This window comes from Propionivibrio dicarboxylicus (assembly GCF_900099695.1).
GTDB classification, from domain to species: Bacteria; Pseudomonadota; Gammaproteobacteria; order Burkholderiales; family Rhodocyclaceae; genus Propionivibrio; species Propionivibrio dicarboxylicus.
On record NZ_FNCY01000009.1, the window covers coordinates 170753 to 188714 of the forward strand.

General features: G+C 52.0%; 11 protein-coding genes. 5 read left to right on the top strand and 6 right to left on the bottom strand.

Annotation, left to right across the window (positions count from 1 at the left end):
- Window positions 1-6: 6 nt before the first annotated feature.
- The 3 genes from BLR25_RS12320 (at window position 7) to BLR25_RS12330 (ending at window position 2001) form a co-directional block, all read left to right on the top strand.
- On the top strand, window positions 7-846 hold the full coding sequence (locus BLR25_RS12320) for an ATP-binding protein (RefSeq protein ID WP_176785867.1): 840 nt from the start codon (window positions 7-9) through the stop codon (window positions 844-846).
- Between the two features lie 2 nt (window positions 847-848).
- Window positions 849-1454 carry a hypothetical protein gene (locus BLR25_RS12325; protein ID WP_091938018.1) on the top strand — a complete coding sequence of 202 codons (606 nt, stop codon included), beginning with the start codon at window positions 849-851 and terminating at the stop codon, window positions 1452-1454.
- Between the two features lie 76 nt (window positions 1455-1530).
- Window positions 1531-2001 carry a phage antirepressor KilAC domain-containing protein gene (locus tag BLR25_RS12330; protein ID WP_176785868.1) on the top strand — a complete coding sequence of 157 codons (471 nt, stop codon included), beginning with the start codon at window positions 1531-1533 and terminating at the stop codon, window positions 1999-2001.
- Between the two features lie 211 nt (window positions 2002-2212).
- Here the strand turns inward: BLR25_RS12330 and BLR25_RS12335 are convergent, their stop codons facing one another.
- The 4 genes from BLR25_RS12335 to BLR25_RS12350 all read right to left on the bottom strand — a co-directional run bounded on the left by BLR25_RS12335 (window position 2213) and on the right by BLR25_RS12350 (window position 12578).
- Window positions 2213-4870: a CHAT domain-containing protein gene (locus BLR25_RS12335; RefSeq protein WP_091938022.1), complete on the bottom strand. Its 2658-nt coding sequence runs from the start codon at window positions 4868-4870 to the stop codon at window positions 2213-2215.
- Between the two features lie 260 nt (window positions 4871-5130).
- Entirely contained in the window at window positions 5131-6339 is a 1209-nt protein-coding gene (locus BLR25_RS12340) for a YecA family protein (RefSeq protein WP_218122723.1), read from the bottom strand.
- An 856-nt stretch (window positions 6340-7195) separates the two neighbouring features.
- Window positions 7196-11050: a response regulator gene (locus BLR25_RS12345; protein ID WP_091938026.1), complete on the bottom strand. Its 3855-nt coding sequence runs from the start codon at window positions 11048-11050 to the stop codon at window positions 7196-7198.
- A gap of 514 nt (window positions 11051-11564) precedes the next feature.
- The gene (locus tag BLR25_RS12350) at window positions 11565-12578 is read right to left on the bottom strand and encodes a helix-turn-helix domain-containing protein (protein ID WP_176785869.1); all 1014 of its coding nucleotides are present in this window, start codon (window positions 12576-12578) and stop codon (window positions 11565-11567) included.
- 221 nt (window positions 12579-12799) lie between these two features.
- On the opposite strand from BLR25_RS12350, the gene BLR25_RS12355 reads away from it, so the two are divergent.
- Complete coding sequence (locus BLR25_RS12355; RefSeq protein ID WP_091938030.1) at window positions 12800-14098, top strand: GGDEF domain-containing protein; 1299 nt, start codon at window positions 12800-12802, stop codon at window positions 14096-14098.
- Between the two features lie 292 nt (window positions 14099-14390).
- On the opposite strand, the gene BLR25_RS12360 is transcribed toward BLR25_RS12355, so the two are convergent.
- Window positions 14391-16022 (bottom strand): mechanosensitive ion channel family protein, encoded by a 1632-nt coding sequence (locus BLR25_RS12360; RefSeq protein WP_091938032.1) that lies wholly within the window; start codon window positions 16020-16022, stop codon window positions 14391-14393.
- A gap of 305 nt (window positions 16023-16327) precedes the next feature.
- Between BLR25_RS12360 and BLR25_RS12370 the strand changes: the two genes are divergently transcribed.
- On the top strand, window positions 16328-17116 hold the full coding sequence (locus BLR25_RS12370) for a type II CAAX endopeptidase family protein (RefSeq protein ID WP_091938037.1): 789 nt from the start codon (window positions 16328-16330) through the stop codon (window positions 17114-17116).
- Window positions 17117-17529: 413 nt separating this feature from the next.
- Here BLR25_RS12370 and BLR25_RS12375 read toward each other — a convergent pair.
- A partial coding sequence (locus tag BLR25_RS12375; RefSeq protein ID WP_143009844.1) for a transposase occupies window positions 17530-17962 on the bottom strand: 433 nt, incomplete at its 5' end.

The window sequence follows — 17962 nt, forward strand, 5'->3', positions numbered from 1 at the left end:
CGAAACATGGAATTCAAAACAAAAGTCGCCTATTGCGAGATTCACGGCGAATACGATAGCCGGTGCCGTTTGATAAATTATTGGACGCCGTGCCCCCAATGCCAGGCCGTTGCAACCGAGAAGCGTAACGAGGAACAACGGATCAGCGACGAGCGCCAGAAACAAGAGAGGGTGCGTAAACTGATCTGTAATAGCGAACTGCCTACCCGCTTCACCGATAGAACGCTCGACAGCTTCGTTGCTGATACGCCACAGAAGAAACGCGCCCTGTCTCTCGCCTCTGAGTACGCCGAACAGTTCGACGATGTTTTGCAGACGGGGCGCTGCGCGTTGTTCATCGGTCGTCCGGGTACAGGAAAAACCCACTTGGCCGCTGGCATCGGACTTCATCTGATGAACAACGGGTATTCGGTTCGATACACAACGGTCAATCGCCTGATTCGCCGGATTCGCAGTACGTGGAGCCGGGCCAGCGAGGAAACGGAGCAGCAGGCTATTGCGGCGTTCTCCAGACCGGCTCTGCTGATTCTCGATGAGGTCGGTGTTCAATACGGGAGCGAGGCCGAAAAGATTTCGCTTTTCGATGTCATTAATGAGCGCTACGAAAACCGCATGCCGACCCTGCTGATCTCCAACCTCGACAGAAATGGCGTAGCTGAAGCACTGGGAGAGCGTGTCTTTGATCGGCTTCGCGAGGACGCCGGCCGCGTTGTAGCGTTCGATTGGGAAAGCGCCCGCCACACAACGGTGATGAAGGCTGCGCTCGACGAAACAAACCCCAAGACATCAACCACTCAACAAAACGCCGGCAGCGGCGTTCCCTGCACGGCTATTGCTGGAGACTAACCATGGCCCGTCGCAACGATTTGGATTGGGATTTGATCGAAACGGAATGGCGTGTTGCGCAACTGTCGATTCGGCAAATTGCTGAGAAACACGGAACTGAAGCCTCAACAATCACCCGCCGCGCAAAGAAAAATGGTTGGACACGCGACCTGACCGAAGCAGTGCGTGCGGCAACAAAAGCAAAAGTTCGCAACGCTGTCGCACACGCAACGCAACAAAACGCGGAGCGTTGCACCCAGTTGATTACCTCAGAAGTTGATTTGGCCGCCAACGTCAACGCGACGATTATTCTCCGGCAACAAGGGCGGGCTGATCGCATGGCGGACATGTTTGAAACCCTAGTACTGGAGAACGAAGCCGTGAACAAAGCCCCGGAAGCACTCGATGAAATCGCAACAGCTATTCGTGAGGACGATCCGAAAGGCGCGGAATCGATCAAACGCCTGAAGTCCCTGACGGCCCGGATTCACAACCTGAAAGTACTTTCTGAAATCAACACCCGACTGAACGACGCGGAAGACTCAGCGTTCAACTTGAAGGAAATCGGGAAAGAAAATGGCCGGTACGAAAAATTGCTGGCCGAAATCATTGCAGAGGATGGATCTTGATGCCCAATACCCGCCGAAGGCGATTGCGTCTTGCATCGCAGCCCCCCCCTTTTCCAACAAACTCTTTGGATCACTCATGGAACAGTTCATTATCGAGAAAGAAGCCATTCCGTCGTTCCCCGACACATATTTTCAGGTTGAGGAAACGCCCTATACCTTCCCCCAGACTCTTCGCCTTCTCGCTGATACGATTGAGCGGTACGAAAAACTCGCTGACTTAGTCGCCACTCACGAGAAAGCTATCGAAAAAATTGATCGGCTTTCCCATTCTGAAGGAACATTCAACCTCACCATGGCGGCCAAGACGCTTCAAATGCCACCGAAAAAATTGATCGAATGGCTGTACGAACGTGATTGGATTTACCGCCCTGCGCCGAAGGCACCGTGGTTGGCGCAATCGGACAAGATGCCGAAGTATCTCGTACATAAAACCAAAACCATCCGGACAAACGACGAACCTCCAAAGGTATATCACCAAGTCCTCGTTACTATTGCTGGACTGATACAGATAGCGGCTGAGCTTAAGGGCGCGCCTCCACTCCACTAACAGCCAAAGAAAGCCGCCCTTCGGGGCGGTTTATTTTCGTAGGCACAGAAATATCTGCCCCACTTCCAATCAGAGCAGTGATAGGCCATAGCAACGAGTCATAGTGCTTCTAATAGACAGCTTCCGACCCAAAGCGGAAGTTGCAATCACAGAAGAGCGGTCATCGCCCAATGACCGATGCCTTTAACGCTCGTAGAGGTGTGATCCCAACTTACAGAGCATGCCCTCCGGTCATCTGGAATGCTGCCCAGAAGTACGGATGAGGATACGCTGTGCGCAGTTCGATCTGCGCTTCACGCAAGGCAGCCGCTTTCGGCTTACCGGCTTTGAGCTTCTGGTAGAAGGCTGTCATCAGCTTCGAGGTCGCTTCATCATCAATCTCCCAAAGCGTCGAAATCACGCTATTCGCACCGGCATAGAGGAAACCGCGCACTAATCCCACCACGTCGTCACCGTTGGAAATCTTGCCAAGGCCCGTCTGACAGGCACTCAAGGTGACGAGGTCAGCATTCAGTCGCATCGAGTAGAGTTCGCTGACGGTCAGACGATCCTTTTCATCGGTGGCCGACTGCCCGGCCAGCATCAGCGCCGAACCCATCGGTTTGTCTGGATAGAACTCGCCGTGGGTGGCAAAGTGCAGGTATTTGAATCCGGCACCGTATTCCTTGACGTTCTTCTTGCTGGCCTCGGCTCGCAGCAAGACCACGGACTGCGGGAAGATGGCGCCTACCGATTTGGCCTCGGTTTCGGCAAAGGCAAGGTCGTACCGTTTGTTGCCCAAGTCAGGGTTTCCCAGCGCCAGCATAGTGCCGGCCTTGCTTTCAGCGGGACGCTTGCCGACGTATTTCAGGGTCGAGGCGCTCGGTATGAAGTTGAGTTGGTAGCGGTCGACCAGATATTTTGATCCGTCTGACAGCGCGGCAAACGGCAAGTAGTGCAAAGCCCCGTGGGGAGCGATCAGGACTTTGCCGGTGGTCAGTTCGGCTTCGACCGGGGAGATCAGCCGGCTGTACAGCGATTCACCGGCTCCATTTTTTTCTTGGTCGTGCAGCGCCTTGCGGAAGGTTTCGATGTCCTTCTCCAGACCCTCGCGCTCAAGCGAAATCGCCTTGACCGTGTCTTTCGTCATCACAAAGGCGTAGAGATGCTGCTTGTCGTAGAAGTAGCTCAGCAGGACTTCGTCCGCAGGCAGATTGTCCCGAATGTCCTTCAGACTGATCTTGCTGACGGAAACCAGCGAGGCAAGTTCGGGCGATAGCGCCGCAATATCCTGTGCGATGCTGGCCCGGATGTTGCGGGAACTCGCCACCAAGGATGCCACGGGGTTCTTGTCTTTTGCCGCTTCCACCAAGGCTGTAATCGACTGCTTAATGTCATCCGGAAGGCTGCTGCCCATCGTCAGCAGATTGTCGGAAGCATGCTGCCGGGCAAGCAGTTCGCGCACCTTGTCGTTGCTACCCTCCGGAAGGGCGAAATCCTGCTTGTTGGCCAGCATATCGACAAGCGCGCGGGCCTTGCCGCGCTCGGAGAAGAGGAAAGCATCTTCAGATCGATTCTGCTGGATCAGCAAGCGAACCAGCGCCTGATAGACGGCCTGCTTGTCGCCAAAGAATCCGATACGGTCGCCTTCAGTATTGATTGTCGAACGCTGGTGTTCGATCTCCGATACCGATTTCAGGTAGAAATCGATGGCTTCATCCGGTTGATTTTCTTTCTCGGCAATACGTCCCCTGTCGTACAGGGCCGCCCAATACAAGGAACCAACCAACTGAAATTCCTCATTGCCGATCAACTCGTCGAGGTCTGATTTCGCCTCGGCAAAGCGCCCCACCTCGGCTTGAAGGTGGCCGCGCTGGAATTGGAAGCTCAATGAATAGGGGTTGATTAGTGTTTTTATACCGCCGAAAAGTAGGGGTATTCCGAGCACCTGAAGCGATTCCATGAACGCATAAAATCTTCTCCCTCCCGCCCGATAGTTCTCGATCATAGAGAGCGCTTCTTGCGAGCGACCGCTCGACATGTAGAGCGCTGCGAGTACTTCGGCTCGTTTGGATTCGCCCGTATCCGCTTTGTTGAGGTGTTCAAAACTGCGGCGATCAAAATACACCTCCGCCGAAAGCGCGCCCAATACGTCCATCATTTTATTGGCTTTGCTTGTCTCGTCTAGTTGCAGATAGATTCTCGCCAACACTTGCGCAAAACGGCGCAAACGCTTGGTCGAAGATGAAGAAGGGGAACCATCGGCCTTGAGCAGATTATCCAACGTTCGGCTTGGATCCAACAGGCCGGTTCTGGATTCCGAGAGCAGGCAACGGTCGGCCTGTTCGACGAGTCTGAGCGCTTCTTCGGGACGATTGTGTAGTAGCGCAACGTTCGCCCGCAACAATTTGACGGATGCCGCCAACGGAAATTCGCCGAGATAAAAGTAGGGCGTGGGCGGCACATTTCCCTTGCCGCCAAATAGTGAAACCGCTTCCGGCACATCGCCGAAGGCGTTCAACGAGTGGTCGAGTGCATCCAAACATTGGCCAAGGCGGGAAAAATCGGCTTGCTGCTCGAACAACTGGCACGCACGATACAAATGAATCTGGTCGTCTTGAGGAACGGTACCGGCCAATACATCGGCCGAAAACAACGCATCGGCGGCAGCGAGTCTTTCTTCCAGCGAAAAAGAATTCGTCCATTGCAGCGTCCTTCTGTGTCCAGACACTTTCCGGGAAACTAAATCGAAAGGCTTCACGGTGTAAACAGGATGGACGTATCCTTCTGTTTGATATCGTTCGCAGGCATCTTCGGCATAAAGCGATTGGCTCAGGACAAGACAACCGAAGGCCGCCATGGGAAAAAATACTCTGAGGGTGATTTTCATGGCATGGACACCTGAGAAATAAACAGATCCCGCATTACGCCCTCACTTGGAAAATGACGGCTCTGTCAACGATGAGACGATAGCGGATAAAGACAGCTTAAATGACCGATTTTCTGCGAATCTTCGAACGACTTCTTCTGGCCGTACACAGCCTCAGATGATGCGCTTTGAATATTCTGGCGGACAACAAAGCTGAGTTGGCAGGAATCGACCCAAAGCAGCCGATCAAAATTTGAAAATCAGACACTCAAAGCTGAGACTTAACGGCCACAGCATTTCTTGAATTTCTTCCCACTTCCGCATGAGCAAGGTGCGTTCCGATCTCTTCCGCGCATCAATGGCGCGTGGATGACCGGTGTGTTTGCCAGCATTACCTTTGCTTGTTTCATGAATAAACGGGGGGATCTTCCTGGAAACCACTTGCTCAGCATGAAACTGTCTATGGCAGAGGCCACACCGCCGGAAATTGGTTCTATTGAACCGATGCCCGTAGTTGTTGCGAAGCGGAGGAGTTTTGCTGGCAATGAATCTACTAAGCTGGGTTGGCCGATTGTCTCAACGTAACGGCTAACCGTTTCTTCCTCCGTAGAACTCGGCGCACCATCCGCAAACCAATCTCTGAGAGCCTGAGCATGCTTGGAGTGACGCAGATCCAATAGCTGTTCAGGCGAGAGCCGCTTTGTCGCAAAGGCCGCCCCTAGATCAGGAACACCGGATATTTTTTGAATCTGGGCGAAAGCTTGAGCGCCCTCAGGCGAGTAACCAAGACGCTGACCCTTTGCCCGAAGAACATTGAGCGTTGCATCATCACCAGTAATTTCATTGGCTTCGGCGTGCCCTCCAACACTAAGGAGGAAATTCTCAAAAGCAACGCGTAGCACTGCCCTAATCTCAAGCGAGTCATTAGCTTCAGGTGGTACATGCGGACTGAAGATCGTAACCTGATTTGGATTGATGCCGCGCAATTCATCTAGAGAGCGTCCGGCGTTTCGGAGCGCAAGAAAGTCTCGGAGGTATGGGCTACCTAATACGTCTTTGTATGCTTCTTCCTTCAACCCATCAGCGATGGACTGAGAAGGAAGCTGGACTATATTGTCCAGAAGGAGGTTTGTAATCGCTGAGCGGCGTTCTACTGTCGAGGGGGGATTTGTGACAGATAGAGTATCTGCGATTGCTTGATCGATTGGTTTAAAAAAGGCCGTGCCAAGGTTGGGATAGTCTTTGGGTCGGTCGGGACCATCCATTATTTGAAAGAAGACCAACCCCCCACCATTCCCCGCGTAACCGAACCATTGATCAAACCTGGCGAGGACTATTCCCTTCGTTCGAATGAGGTCATCAAATACCAATTCACCGAGCATGAGTCGAAGGACCGGTAGTATTTGTAGGTTACCGGTCGGAATTACCAATTGGTCATACAGAAGCAAATAGTTGGCAAGTCTGGACCAGTAGTCACTGGACACCAGCATGTGATCAGACGCACGCCCCAAGTTTTGGAGCATTGGCCAGATACCAAAGTCAGTCGCAAGAACGCGTCGCATAGATAAAGCCGTTATTCGAGTCTGAGTATGTGATGATAATGTCTGAATGACGTCAGCGTTCTATGCAGCCTGAGCCTTAACAGTGAATGACTGCTGTTCGGGAGAATCTCGACAGGCTGCAACTGGCCGATTGTACGCATTTAGCATCTTGCCGAAAAGCAGTCTTTGGCGGAAACTGTATGCGTTTTGAGTGACTGGTTTCGGGATGAGCGCCGAGGCTCTGCTATCGGCCAATTGGTGCCGGTCGCAGGAGCCGCATAGCCGTCATTCGTATGACTGGTTTGCTCTGATATTTGCCGGATGGGCTACGGAAGCACGTCGGCCAATCCGGCCATTGACCAGTCGTTAGGTATCGGGCGGCAACCTGGCGGTAAGCCGCCATTCAGCCTCTGATATCTGCGAACATCTTGATTTTTGTCACGTGCTTGCTCCTTTGTGTATTGCAAGGCTTAGTTGAAAATTCCAAAAATTGACTGGCAAAGCAACTGGATTTCCGCCTTGGCCTGACTGTTCGCTGGCACTCGACTACACCATTGCCCTCAATCATCACGTTTCGGAAAAGCGGTGATCTCCGGACAATGGAAAACTCCGGGGAGGCGTGTTGTGAAGGGGACTTCAAATGTGCTTTGGCGACAAATGAGGTTTAAGGGAAGACGGGGGTCGAAGATGAGTCTGCGGTCTTACATGACCACGGTTTGTGCTCGGCGTTTCTGCGTGCCGACGAGCAGTGATCAGCCTTATGCTGAGTCTGTAACCGTTTCAGTAGCGGCTTGATGCGGAAATTTTAATTTTTTTCTAAACAGCGCAACACGGCCGAATACAGCAGTGACGGATCAACCGGCTTGGCAACAAATTCATTCATCCCAGCGTTAAAGCACGCATCGCGATCCTCAGTAAATGCATTGGCGGTCATTGCTAGAATTGGTGCATGTGCGCAGTCAGAAAGTTGCCTAATGCGGCGAGTTGCTTCCAAACCATCCATTACAGGCATTTGTATGTCCATCAGAATCAGGTCATATTTTTGTCTGGCGCACAGTTCCACAGCTTCTTGACCGTTATTGGCCACATCGACACTCAAGCCGGCCTGCCCAAGAATCATGAGCGCAACCTCTTGATTTAGCGGCTCGTCCTCAACTACCAGTATCCGTTTATGTCCAAAATTGCTTTTTAGGGTCATTTCTGCACTTGAGACTGGTGCCCGGATCATCTCTTCCTGCTGCTTCTTCTGCTCAGTTATTTTTGTGCTTAGGCGCACTAGGCAGTCGTTTAGTAACGACGCAGAAAGTGGCTTTAATAGAACATCTGAAAATCCAGCCTTTCGAGCTTCTTCCAGGATTGCTTCATCGCCAGAAGCCGTGACTAGAAACGCTTCTGGCTGCTGTCGCAAGGACAAGCGACGTATCCTCGTCAGTGTTTCAAAGCCGTTCATGTCATCCATGAGTAAATCGATCAATACTAGATCGAATGGCTTGTTATCTGCATCCGCTGCTTCGATCACTTCCAGTGCGCTTCTACCTGAAGGAACGGCTTCACTTTCAAGGCCCATCAAATGCAGTAATTGACTATGAACCAAACGGGTTACCCCCGTATCGTCAATAACAAGCGCTCGCCTTCCAATCAGGGCAGGAATCGAATGATTTGAGCTTCTTTGCTGGACACGACCAAGACGAGCAGTCATCCAGAAGGTGCTACCGATACCTTCAACGCTCTCAACACCAGCTTCACCGCCCATCATTTGAGACAGGCGGCGCGTTATGGCTAACCCAAGACCCGTACCACCGAAACGACGAGTTGTTGAACTATCCGCTTGTTCAAAGGAATGAAACAGTCGTGGTAAGTTTTCTTTCGCAACACCAATGCCGGTGTCTTCCACTTCAAAGCGCAATAGAACATCGTGGGCCGTCTCATCAACCACCAGAGCGCGCAAGGTGATTGTCCCTTTCCTCGTGAATTTAACGGCATTGCCCAAATAGTTAAGCAGGGCTTGACCGAGCCGGGTTGCATCTCCATTGACCAGATTGATATCCAGCGCCGCATCAACGACGAGTTCCAAATTCTTTTCACGCGCGCGTTCGACCACCATCGAACAGATTCGTGAAAGCATTGAATCCAACTCAAAATCAACCCGCTCCAGTACGAGTTTCCCCGATTCGATCTTGGAAATGTCTAGAATGTCGTTGATAACCCCCAGGAGGTGGTCAGCAGCACCGGCAATCTTTCCAAGCTTGTCGATTTGATCTGAATCCTTAATCTTTCTGCGCAGTACGTGTGTCAACCCGATGATGGCATTCATCGGCGTACGAATTTCGTGGCTCATGTTGGCCAAAAACGTACTCTTGGCTTGACTTGCCACCTCTGCTTCGTCTTTGGCTTTCGCTAATTCAGCCGTACGTGAGGCTACAAGCTCCTCAAGATGATAACGGTAGCGCTCAAGCTCTTGCTCAGCTCGCTTGCGTTCGGTGATGTTTTCATGCGCGATCACGACATTGCCGCTATCGCCGTGAAAACGTGTCACACGAGCTTGGAACCAACGCTGCTCAGTCGGGCTGTTGCATGGATACTCAAGTCCAAAGACATCCACCTGTCCAGTAATGACCTTAAGAATTCCTTCGGCCATCTGTTGCGCATCGTCAGCTTCGGGGCCGATTGTCGATCGACAAATACTCAAATAATTGAGGCCAATTCCGTAATTTTGATGTCCGGATGGTGGGTGGTTGCTATCGTAAAAATCGCGCCATGCTTTATTTACAGCCAAAATCCGTCCCGTTTTATCCAAGACGCAAAGGTTTTTTGCAACGGCGTCTATAGTCGCTTTGGCAAAATTTTCTGAAACGGTCAATGCATGAATGGTCTGTTGCCGTGCCGTCACCAACCCATTTACTCGGGCAAGCAATTCATCGGCTCTGAACGGCTTGTTGATGTACTCCTGAACATTCGCCCGCAATAGTTTTACACGAAGTTCATCGTCATCCTTCGCGGTTAGCATCATGATCGGGACATGATTAAGCTCCGCGTGTCGGCGTAATTCAATGGCCATCTCGCTACCGCTCATTTCAGGCATCATTACGTCTGCAAGAATTAGATCAGGCTCAAGAGAAAGCGCCCTTTCGAGTCCTTGGCGCCCATTGAATGCGCTGGCCGTTCGATAGCTTTTGCTCAAGATATCGACGATGAAAGCGTTCATGTCGATGTTGTCCTCAACCACCAAAATAAGCGGCAGGTAGGTATCTGAGCTTGCCAAGCTGCTGGTGTTTGTAATGGGATTTAGTTCAGCAATGGTAACTTTTTCGATAATGGCATCGAGGCGGTTCGGCTGATCGGCAATTTTTGTACCCGCGGGGGCGTGTAGGGGAAGTCTTACACAGAACAAAGCTCCACCCCCCGGAGCCTGAGAAACGTACGCGGCACCACCATGTAGCTCTGAAAATTCTCTAACAATAGCCAAGCCGAGACCGGTTCCGCCATATTGGCGAGTCGCGCCACCTTCAAGCTGGCGGAATCTTTCGAACACAGCCTCACACATGTCTTTCGGTACGCCGGGACCGTTATCTTCAACTTCAATGAAAACTGTGTTTTCGTCATTGACGACGACCCGAACAAGGATACGGCCTCCGTTCGGCACAAACTTGAACGCATTGGAGAGTAAGTTGAGCAGAATGCGTTGTACCTTTTCACAATCCATTTCTGCAGTCAGCGTTTCCGGGCTAGCAATGCGATAGTCAATTGAACGTTCATCTGCGATTAGATCGAAATACCCTGCCATCACCCGACAGAGTTCAGCCAAATCAAATCTTGCGTAAGCAACACCCATGTGCCCTGAGTCAACCTTCGCAGCATCAAGCAAATCAGATACGTGCCGGTAAAGAACGCGGGCATTGCGCAACATACGCTCATCTTCCCGACGAAAACTTTCAGGAAGATCATCGGAATTCAGTCGTTGCGTTAGAGGTGCCATGATGAGTGTCAAGGGGGTGCGCAACTCATGACTGACATTGGCGAAAAATTCGGATTTGAGTCGATCAAGCTCTGTTAACCGTTGGTTAAGGTCAGCAAGTTCTGATCTTCTTTTCTCCAATTCTTCGAGAGCCACTTTTAGCGCCCGATTGGCTTTTTTTACATCCGCTGTCCGATGCATTACCTCTGCTTCCATGCGTTCGGCGCGTGCTTCAACTTTACCCAGTTGCTCCTTGTTATCTTTGTTTAACCGTTCTCGCCCGAGGATAAATTCGGTCACATCCTCTACATGGTGAATAATTAAGTCTAGACCGCCGTTGGCGTTGGCTACGGGAGTGTTCACCGGGCTCCAGTATTTGACTTCAAAGCCACCACTGCCATCACGTAAAGGAATGTCGTATTTCTGTACTCCCATGATATCTGGGGCTTGGTCACGGAGAACTCTGTTCAGAGAGGCTCGAAGATCACCAACGCTACTGCCGGAATGGTCATCCGGGTTGTCCGGAAATATGTCAAAAAGGCCACGACCGACCATCTGCTCCCGACTGGTTCCCGTTGCTTCGAGATAACGCTTATTCACCGCTGCAATTGTGAATTGAGAATCTGCTCGAAGAATCAAATAGGGATGGGGGCAAGCTTCAAACAATGCCTGATAATCAATCTCAGGCGGCTGATGATGAACCATGTCTACACGTGCCTTCCGATGCACTACGTCAGAAAAAATCTGTCGACTTCAACATGAACAAATCGCTGATAGGAGGTTAGTTCCAATCACCGTATCCAGTATGGCACAAATCGGGAAGCATCTAGAGTAGAGCGCATATACCCGGTGCTGACCGTCGCTGGATCACCAAGCGATTGGCGCGCACTGGAAAACTTCAGACACCAGGTAAGACATGCCCTTCTCGACTCATCGGCCTACGCAACCAGCACGCTGCACCAGGGCATGGGCGATGAGCCAAAATATGTCTGTTTCATTTGCCTATTCCCTGTCCGTTCAGAAACTCATAGCGGACTGCTTGCTGTCACCAAGCGTATTTCCGCTTTGGCCGATCTCCGCTCGTCGGCCAAAGCTGTCCTTGGACTTCCGACCATACTCAGGCGGTAATGCGCCGATCACCAGCCATTCAGCCGAAGATGACTTTGAGTTACCGCTTGTCACGTGAGGCTAGCTGTCTCGACCAAAGCAGCAATACCAGTCATCTTGCCTGTTGCTTCCTCAAACTGCCTGGCGGATAACCAAATTTCCGTTTGAATGCGATCGCGAAATTGCTTGTATGCGAGTAGCCGAGGGCGGCCGATACGCTCTTGATGGAAATGTCTGTATGACGAATAGCTTCGTGTGCCTGCTGTAATCGATGATCCACGATAAACGCATGAATCGACTGCCCGTACTCTTTCTGAAATTCCCCGTTCAGGATCTTCGCTGACCGTCCATGCTTGATTGCCAGCTCATCAAGCGTAGGAAGCTTGCCCGCGTAGCCTATCAAGTCTTCACGTAAGGCCTGAACTCTTTGTTTGCTGCGGTTGTCATGGATCGACTTGCTCGGTTCATCTCCGCAGACATAGTCGACCAAGGCCGCAAGATATTCTAAAGATCGGGCTTGAACGAAAAGCCTACGCGATGGACCGGTCAGGGCAACATCGAGAACACCAAGCACGTGATTGGATACATACAAGGGTGTTGGCCGCACGACGACGCTCGGGTTATCGCCAACCCCGAGTTTTCCGAGCAATTGATAAGCCGAATCCGTTCCGATCAGATTGCACAGGACGGAATAGGCAATGGTGACGACTGTTGCGTCACCGCTGTGGGTACAATCTGCAGAGATCTTGGTTTGGTAGCGGTCCGTATACCGATATAAATCGACGCCTTGTGACGGCGCCAAGTATTCCGGCGGATACTGCTCTTCGAATTGCAGCCGCAAATTGCGCGGTATGCATACTTGAAAACTCGTTTCCTTGAATTGAGCGTCGACGGTTGTCAGCGGATATATTTTCCCCACAGCTTCGCGAGAGTACTTCGCCACAAACCTGCTGAAAGACATTCCGAACGCAAGGTTAATTCTTTCGTACCGGCCCGTACCGATTTTGGAAGGCAACGGCAATTGTGACAACAGGAAGTCGTCTTCCTCGGGAACATCCATCTGCTGTTCATTCCCGAATTCTTCCAGCCAAGACACACTGATTTTTTTGAAGGGTTGTTCGATCATTGGCATCATTTTGTGTGACATTTTTACCGTTTTGTCAGCAGTAGAACTAATTCATAACATTTAAACCAAAAGTCATAGATTTTAGATACCGCCGCCGCCCGCCGCGACAAAGATAATTCGGTCACAACCCCAATAATGCCCCGCAAGGTATCTGCGTGCACCGGGACCGCTACATGGCAGGCTTACACAACGCTTGGAAAGACCGCCCCAGAATATAAGAAATGGATAACATCGATTTCGATCAGCATTCGGCCAAGGGCGAAGTCGCAGGTTCCTTTCTGCTCGGCTTGGTCGAATCGTTTCACCATCTTCAAATTCTTCCGGATGGTGGAATGCAGTTACAGGCTGTCGACATCGATCCGACACTCTGGTATCCGCACTCGATGTTGATCGATACGCTGAAGAACATCGAAAAGACAGTTCCTGCTTTCGAGAACATCTTCTTCCGTGCAGGCGTCAACTTCCTGCGGATCTGGCACGAGAATGGACCAGGCAAGACGATGGTTCACTCAAGCCGGGACTGGCTTTATGCAAACAAGGAGAGCGGCGGTTATAACTCCGTCGTTCGAGGGGGGATTCCCGATGAAATCGGATGGTGTCTCTTGCAGTCGATCGATGAAGAGGCCGGCATCGCCATTTACGAAAACGTCATGCCGCTCGCCCCCGAGTTTATCCGTGGCGTTTTTTACGGCGGGTGTATTCTTTTCGACGACTTGGAATACATTGATGTCGAAGCGACCAACGAGCCCTATGAGCCCAATCCCGCATTTAGACGGTGTATCGTCACCATCAGATTTCGCTACAAGCCAGCCGGGATTGCTCGGAATCTGGATGAAAAGCTTGCAGCACTCCGGTTCGGGTCGAGCGTTGCATTGACCGCCCCCGAGGTTGAGAGTCTGATTTGGCGCTACAAAGGGCTACAGGTCAAAGTCGATCTCGATGCAGCGTATTACTCGGGAATCAACGCAATCCTCGCGAACACCATCAGGACGACGCAAGCACAGCGCGACGAAATCGAACTCTTATCAAACCACGACGCGCTGACTGGACTCCCCAACCGGCGCTTGGCGCTCGATCGTCTGAAGATGGCATGTAGCAGGGCCATCCGGGAAAAGGGACGTTTCGCCGTGCTATTTCTCGATGCGGATGGATTCAAGGGCATTAACGACACGTACGGCCACGAAGCTGGCGATCTGGTGCTACGCGCGATTGCGGCCAGACTGTCTTCGTGCGTCCGCGCAGTTGACACCGTTGCCCGACAGGGGGGGGACGAGTTCCTGGTCATCCTTTCCGATGTGGCCGGGCCTTCTGCGGCCGGACATGTCGCTGAGAAAATTCTGTCGGCTACGGCAAGACCGGTTTATTACGGAGACCAGTTGTTGAGTGTGAGTGTGAGCATCGGTGTCGCCGTGTTTCCCGACCACGGCAAGAGTACAGAGGAACTCCTCAAGAACGCCGATATTGCGATGTATTCGATCAAACGAACAGGAAAAAACAATTTTGCTGTTTTCTTGCCGTGATTGTTGAGTTGCGTCGAAATCTGACCCGGGGTCTGTTTTACGTGCAAATCAACAGACGGTACCTGTGCGCTACTGGCGGCTTCCGGTGATCGTGCCGACCTCGCAGAACCATTGGATGGTGCTAGGTGACTACGAATACCAGATTTGCTGTCCGACAAACGCGACCGCCGGGCTTGAAGTTGGCCTCTCATAAAGCAATACTGTGCATCCGAAAAATGCCAGAACTTGCATTCCGTCGCTAATTTCCAGAGCGCGTACCGCTGTCATAACGTATGGCAGCTATCTGCCGAGGCTATTTTGCATCCTTCTCTCGCGCTGGTGGCTCATACCAACTGGTTTCCTGCACGATTTTTGATGCAGCGGGATCACCAAAGTAGTGCGGCGACATGATCTGCACACCATAGCTGTTAAACGAATCCTGAATTGCGGCATGCAAATCACTGGCGACTTGAGCGCGGGCAGCCGGAACGTCGGTACCGACGTAGACCACCAGCTTGTAGGCAACATAGAAGTCGGACAGCGCTGTTTGCACGACGTACGGTTCGGGGTCCTGAAGGATGCCTGGGGTCGATTTTGCTGCCTCGACAAGCATGGCATGTACTTGTCGCCAAGGCGTGTCGTAGCCAATCGTTACTGTGGTATCCAAAACATAGCCTGATTTCCCCGCGCTGCTCTGAATGCGTGAAAAATTGCGAGTCACCGTTCCAAGTACTACCGCGTTGGGTATGGCGATTTCCTCGCCCATTCCGGTTCGGAGGCGTGTGACGAATAGACCTAGCTCCGTTACTGTGCCCTCGTAGTCCTGAATACGTACATACTCGCCATGTTTTAGCGCATAGGTATAGACGAGGATGATCCCGCTAGCAATCTGTCCGACCACGCCAGCAGCGCCAATTGAGATCATCAGTCCGACCATCATCGACAAACCCTTGAATGCTTCGGTATGCGATCCAGGCAAGTAAGGGTAAGCCATCGCGATGGCAAAGAGCCAAAGAAGCGCGTTGATGATTCGTCGGGTGGCCGGTGCGGTATGGGGGTTGAGCCAGCCACCCTCCGCCGAACGGATTTCAACGTTGTCGAAGAACTCAGAAGAAACGCGCGTAAATACCCACGTTAGTAGAAAAATTACTGCTGCTATAAAGATGCGCGGTAATGACGCGGTAACTTCCATCAGTGCATCACTACCCAAGCTAACGATCGAGTTTAATAGGGTTTCACTCGCAGGCCGCGTTAGAACAAATTGGTTGAGACTGAATGTGGAAAAGATGAAGATCAGAAGCATGCCGAATAACCAAGTCGCTACAACCAACAAGCGATCTGTCATCGACGAGATTATTCGTACCGTATGGTCATTAAGATGTCTGGCAATAGTCGAAAACACGCCCGGCATCCGTTCAACCAGCGCGGCACGCAGCCTCGACGACACCTTGATCGTAAGCGTCAGTAGAATGACCAATAGGACAGCGGCAATCCCCACCTTGAGTAACGCATGAAGGCTAGCTTTGGGATCGCTTCTCTCACGATGTTCCTCCCAGGCTAAACGCAGTAGACGCGAAGCCTGATTAGCAAGATCGGCTGGCGTTTCACCGGCAAGCTCTCGCACATCTCCAGCGAGTACGTAGAACAACGGCTGGCCATCAAGCTCGACTTGAATTCCCTGGTCTGTTGTCTTGACTGAAGTCCATCCATCACCTGCTTTCTGAAAAGCGGCGTCAATGCGGCGACGTGCTCCATCGGCGCGGTCGCTTGCGGAAAACATGCCTAATGGCGCCCGAAAGGTGTGGATGGTCCGGTGTCCAATCACCAGAGGTACTGCCGATTCGGCTGGTACTGCTACCGCTGCCCACGCTACCGTGGCAGCAAACATTAGCATGCACACTGCTATCAACTGTCCGATTGCATTTCGATTTTCACGTCTATGCATGGCTACCTCTGTGATGCTTCTGAACTCCGGCAGAGCTCCCTGCCAGAACTAGCCTGGGAGAGCGTGTATTTGCAGCATAACTGCTGCGTCATATACCGGTAAAGCGTTGGCGTTTTTCAAAGTATCAAGTAGCCTTCTCCTTGGTAGCCGGCCGCTGGTGCAATTGACCAACACTGTGTATCTGGGGGGGGGCGTCTGCGAAAAAGACTTCTCCCTCTTCCGCCAATACCATTGGCTCATCAGCGCCGACGAGTGCCTGGCACTGTTGAATTAATGTGCCGCCCTCATCTCGGAAGATTTTCCTCATGACATCCCCTGCGGCCAGCGCAGCCACCAATGAAGCGCGCTTCAATCAACTGGAAGATCCCGCCAGCGATTTTCCTTTTTACAACGGGACGCCCGTGGTTATCTCGAACCGGCAATGGTTGATTGTTTTGGCAACGGTCGTCATCGGTTTCTTGGTGCTAGCCTTGCCCATACCTTGGCCAAAAGGCACTTTCTGGCAGTTTATTCCGGTTATCTTGATGCCGGGCATTCCACTGGTCGCGCTGTCTCGTGTCGCGCCCGGCAAGTGGCGGGCGATTTTTGGCAAGGTGGGCCGCCGCGAAGTGAAACTGATGTTCGGCTTCGCCCTGCTCAACGTCGTCATCAGTATGACTATCGGTTCAATTGTGCACGCCCTGATCCATGTCACGCCTAATGCTTCGATGGCGCAACTGGGCAGCCTTGGCATGGCAGAGCGCTTCGCTTTCTTCGCCAAGACCATTCCACAACTCTTAGGCGAGGAAGTGATCACGCTTCTGCCGTTCCTGGCCTTGTTGCAGTGGTTTTCGAAAGACTTCCGTTTGGGGCGCAAGAGCGCGATCATCGGTGCATGGCTGATGACGTCCATCGTCTTCGGCCTTATCCACCTGCCTACCTACGACTGGAACTGGATTCAGTGCCTAGTGGTCATTGGTGCCGCACGTATGATGCTGACACTGCCATGGATCATGACGAAGAACATTTGGGTGTCTACCGGGGCGCACATTGTGAATGACTGGCTGCTGTTCATCATGACGCTGTTCGGTGCGGGACTGATGAGCAAAGCCTGAGGACTGAGGGAAATATACAAACCACGAATTCAATCAACACGCCGCCTTGCGGGCGCCGACGAATGCAAAACCGACTCATTCTGCCCCGCGAGAATAATGCACACAACTTCGAGCGACTGTGGATCGATGTCATGGGGGGCAGAGCATTTTTTCGAAGCACTTATAATATGTGCGTCGCAGTAGATACCGATTGATTCTAGGCATGGGCTTACGCTAACGGCAGCTTACTGACAAATTACCGCCGAAGTTCAGGAAAACGCCATTGTCGGCTTTGGCCGGATTCTGTTGAAAAACTCGAATTGAAATCGGGTTTGAGGTGGGGCGGCAGGCAACGGGAACTGCCTCACAGCCCTTTCGGACGTTTCATTCGGGCTTTGCCGCCCGGCTTGTTAGTTGATCTGTAGGGTTTCGCGTTAAGCGGGCGCACCTATCCTGTTGAAGGGCGGTCCTTGGCTGGTGAGTTTGGCCATGCGACGGAGATTCTGAGCGATGCCTGCCAGCGTGAATTCGTCAGTCGCGCCAGTCAGCCCACGTAGACGTAAGCGATCAAGCCTCAGGATTGACTTGAGATGGGCAAACAGCATTTCGACCTTCTTCCGTTCGCAGCATGAGCGTTGATACTCGAGTGTCGTCGCAATCTGGCGTGCCACATTACGAGCATCCTCATGAATGCTGCGGTGGATCATGCGGGATCTCATGTTCGGACAGCACTGGAACTTCATTGTGCAGCTTGCGCAATCAGATTGCTGGGCGCGATAGATGATGGTTTCTGCTTTGGTGATGCGAGTACGTGGCTTTTTGAATATACGCCATTGCTTGCGCAGGGGTTTGTCTGCCGGACAGCGA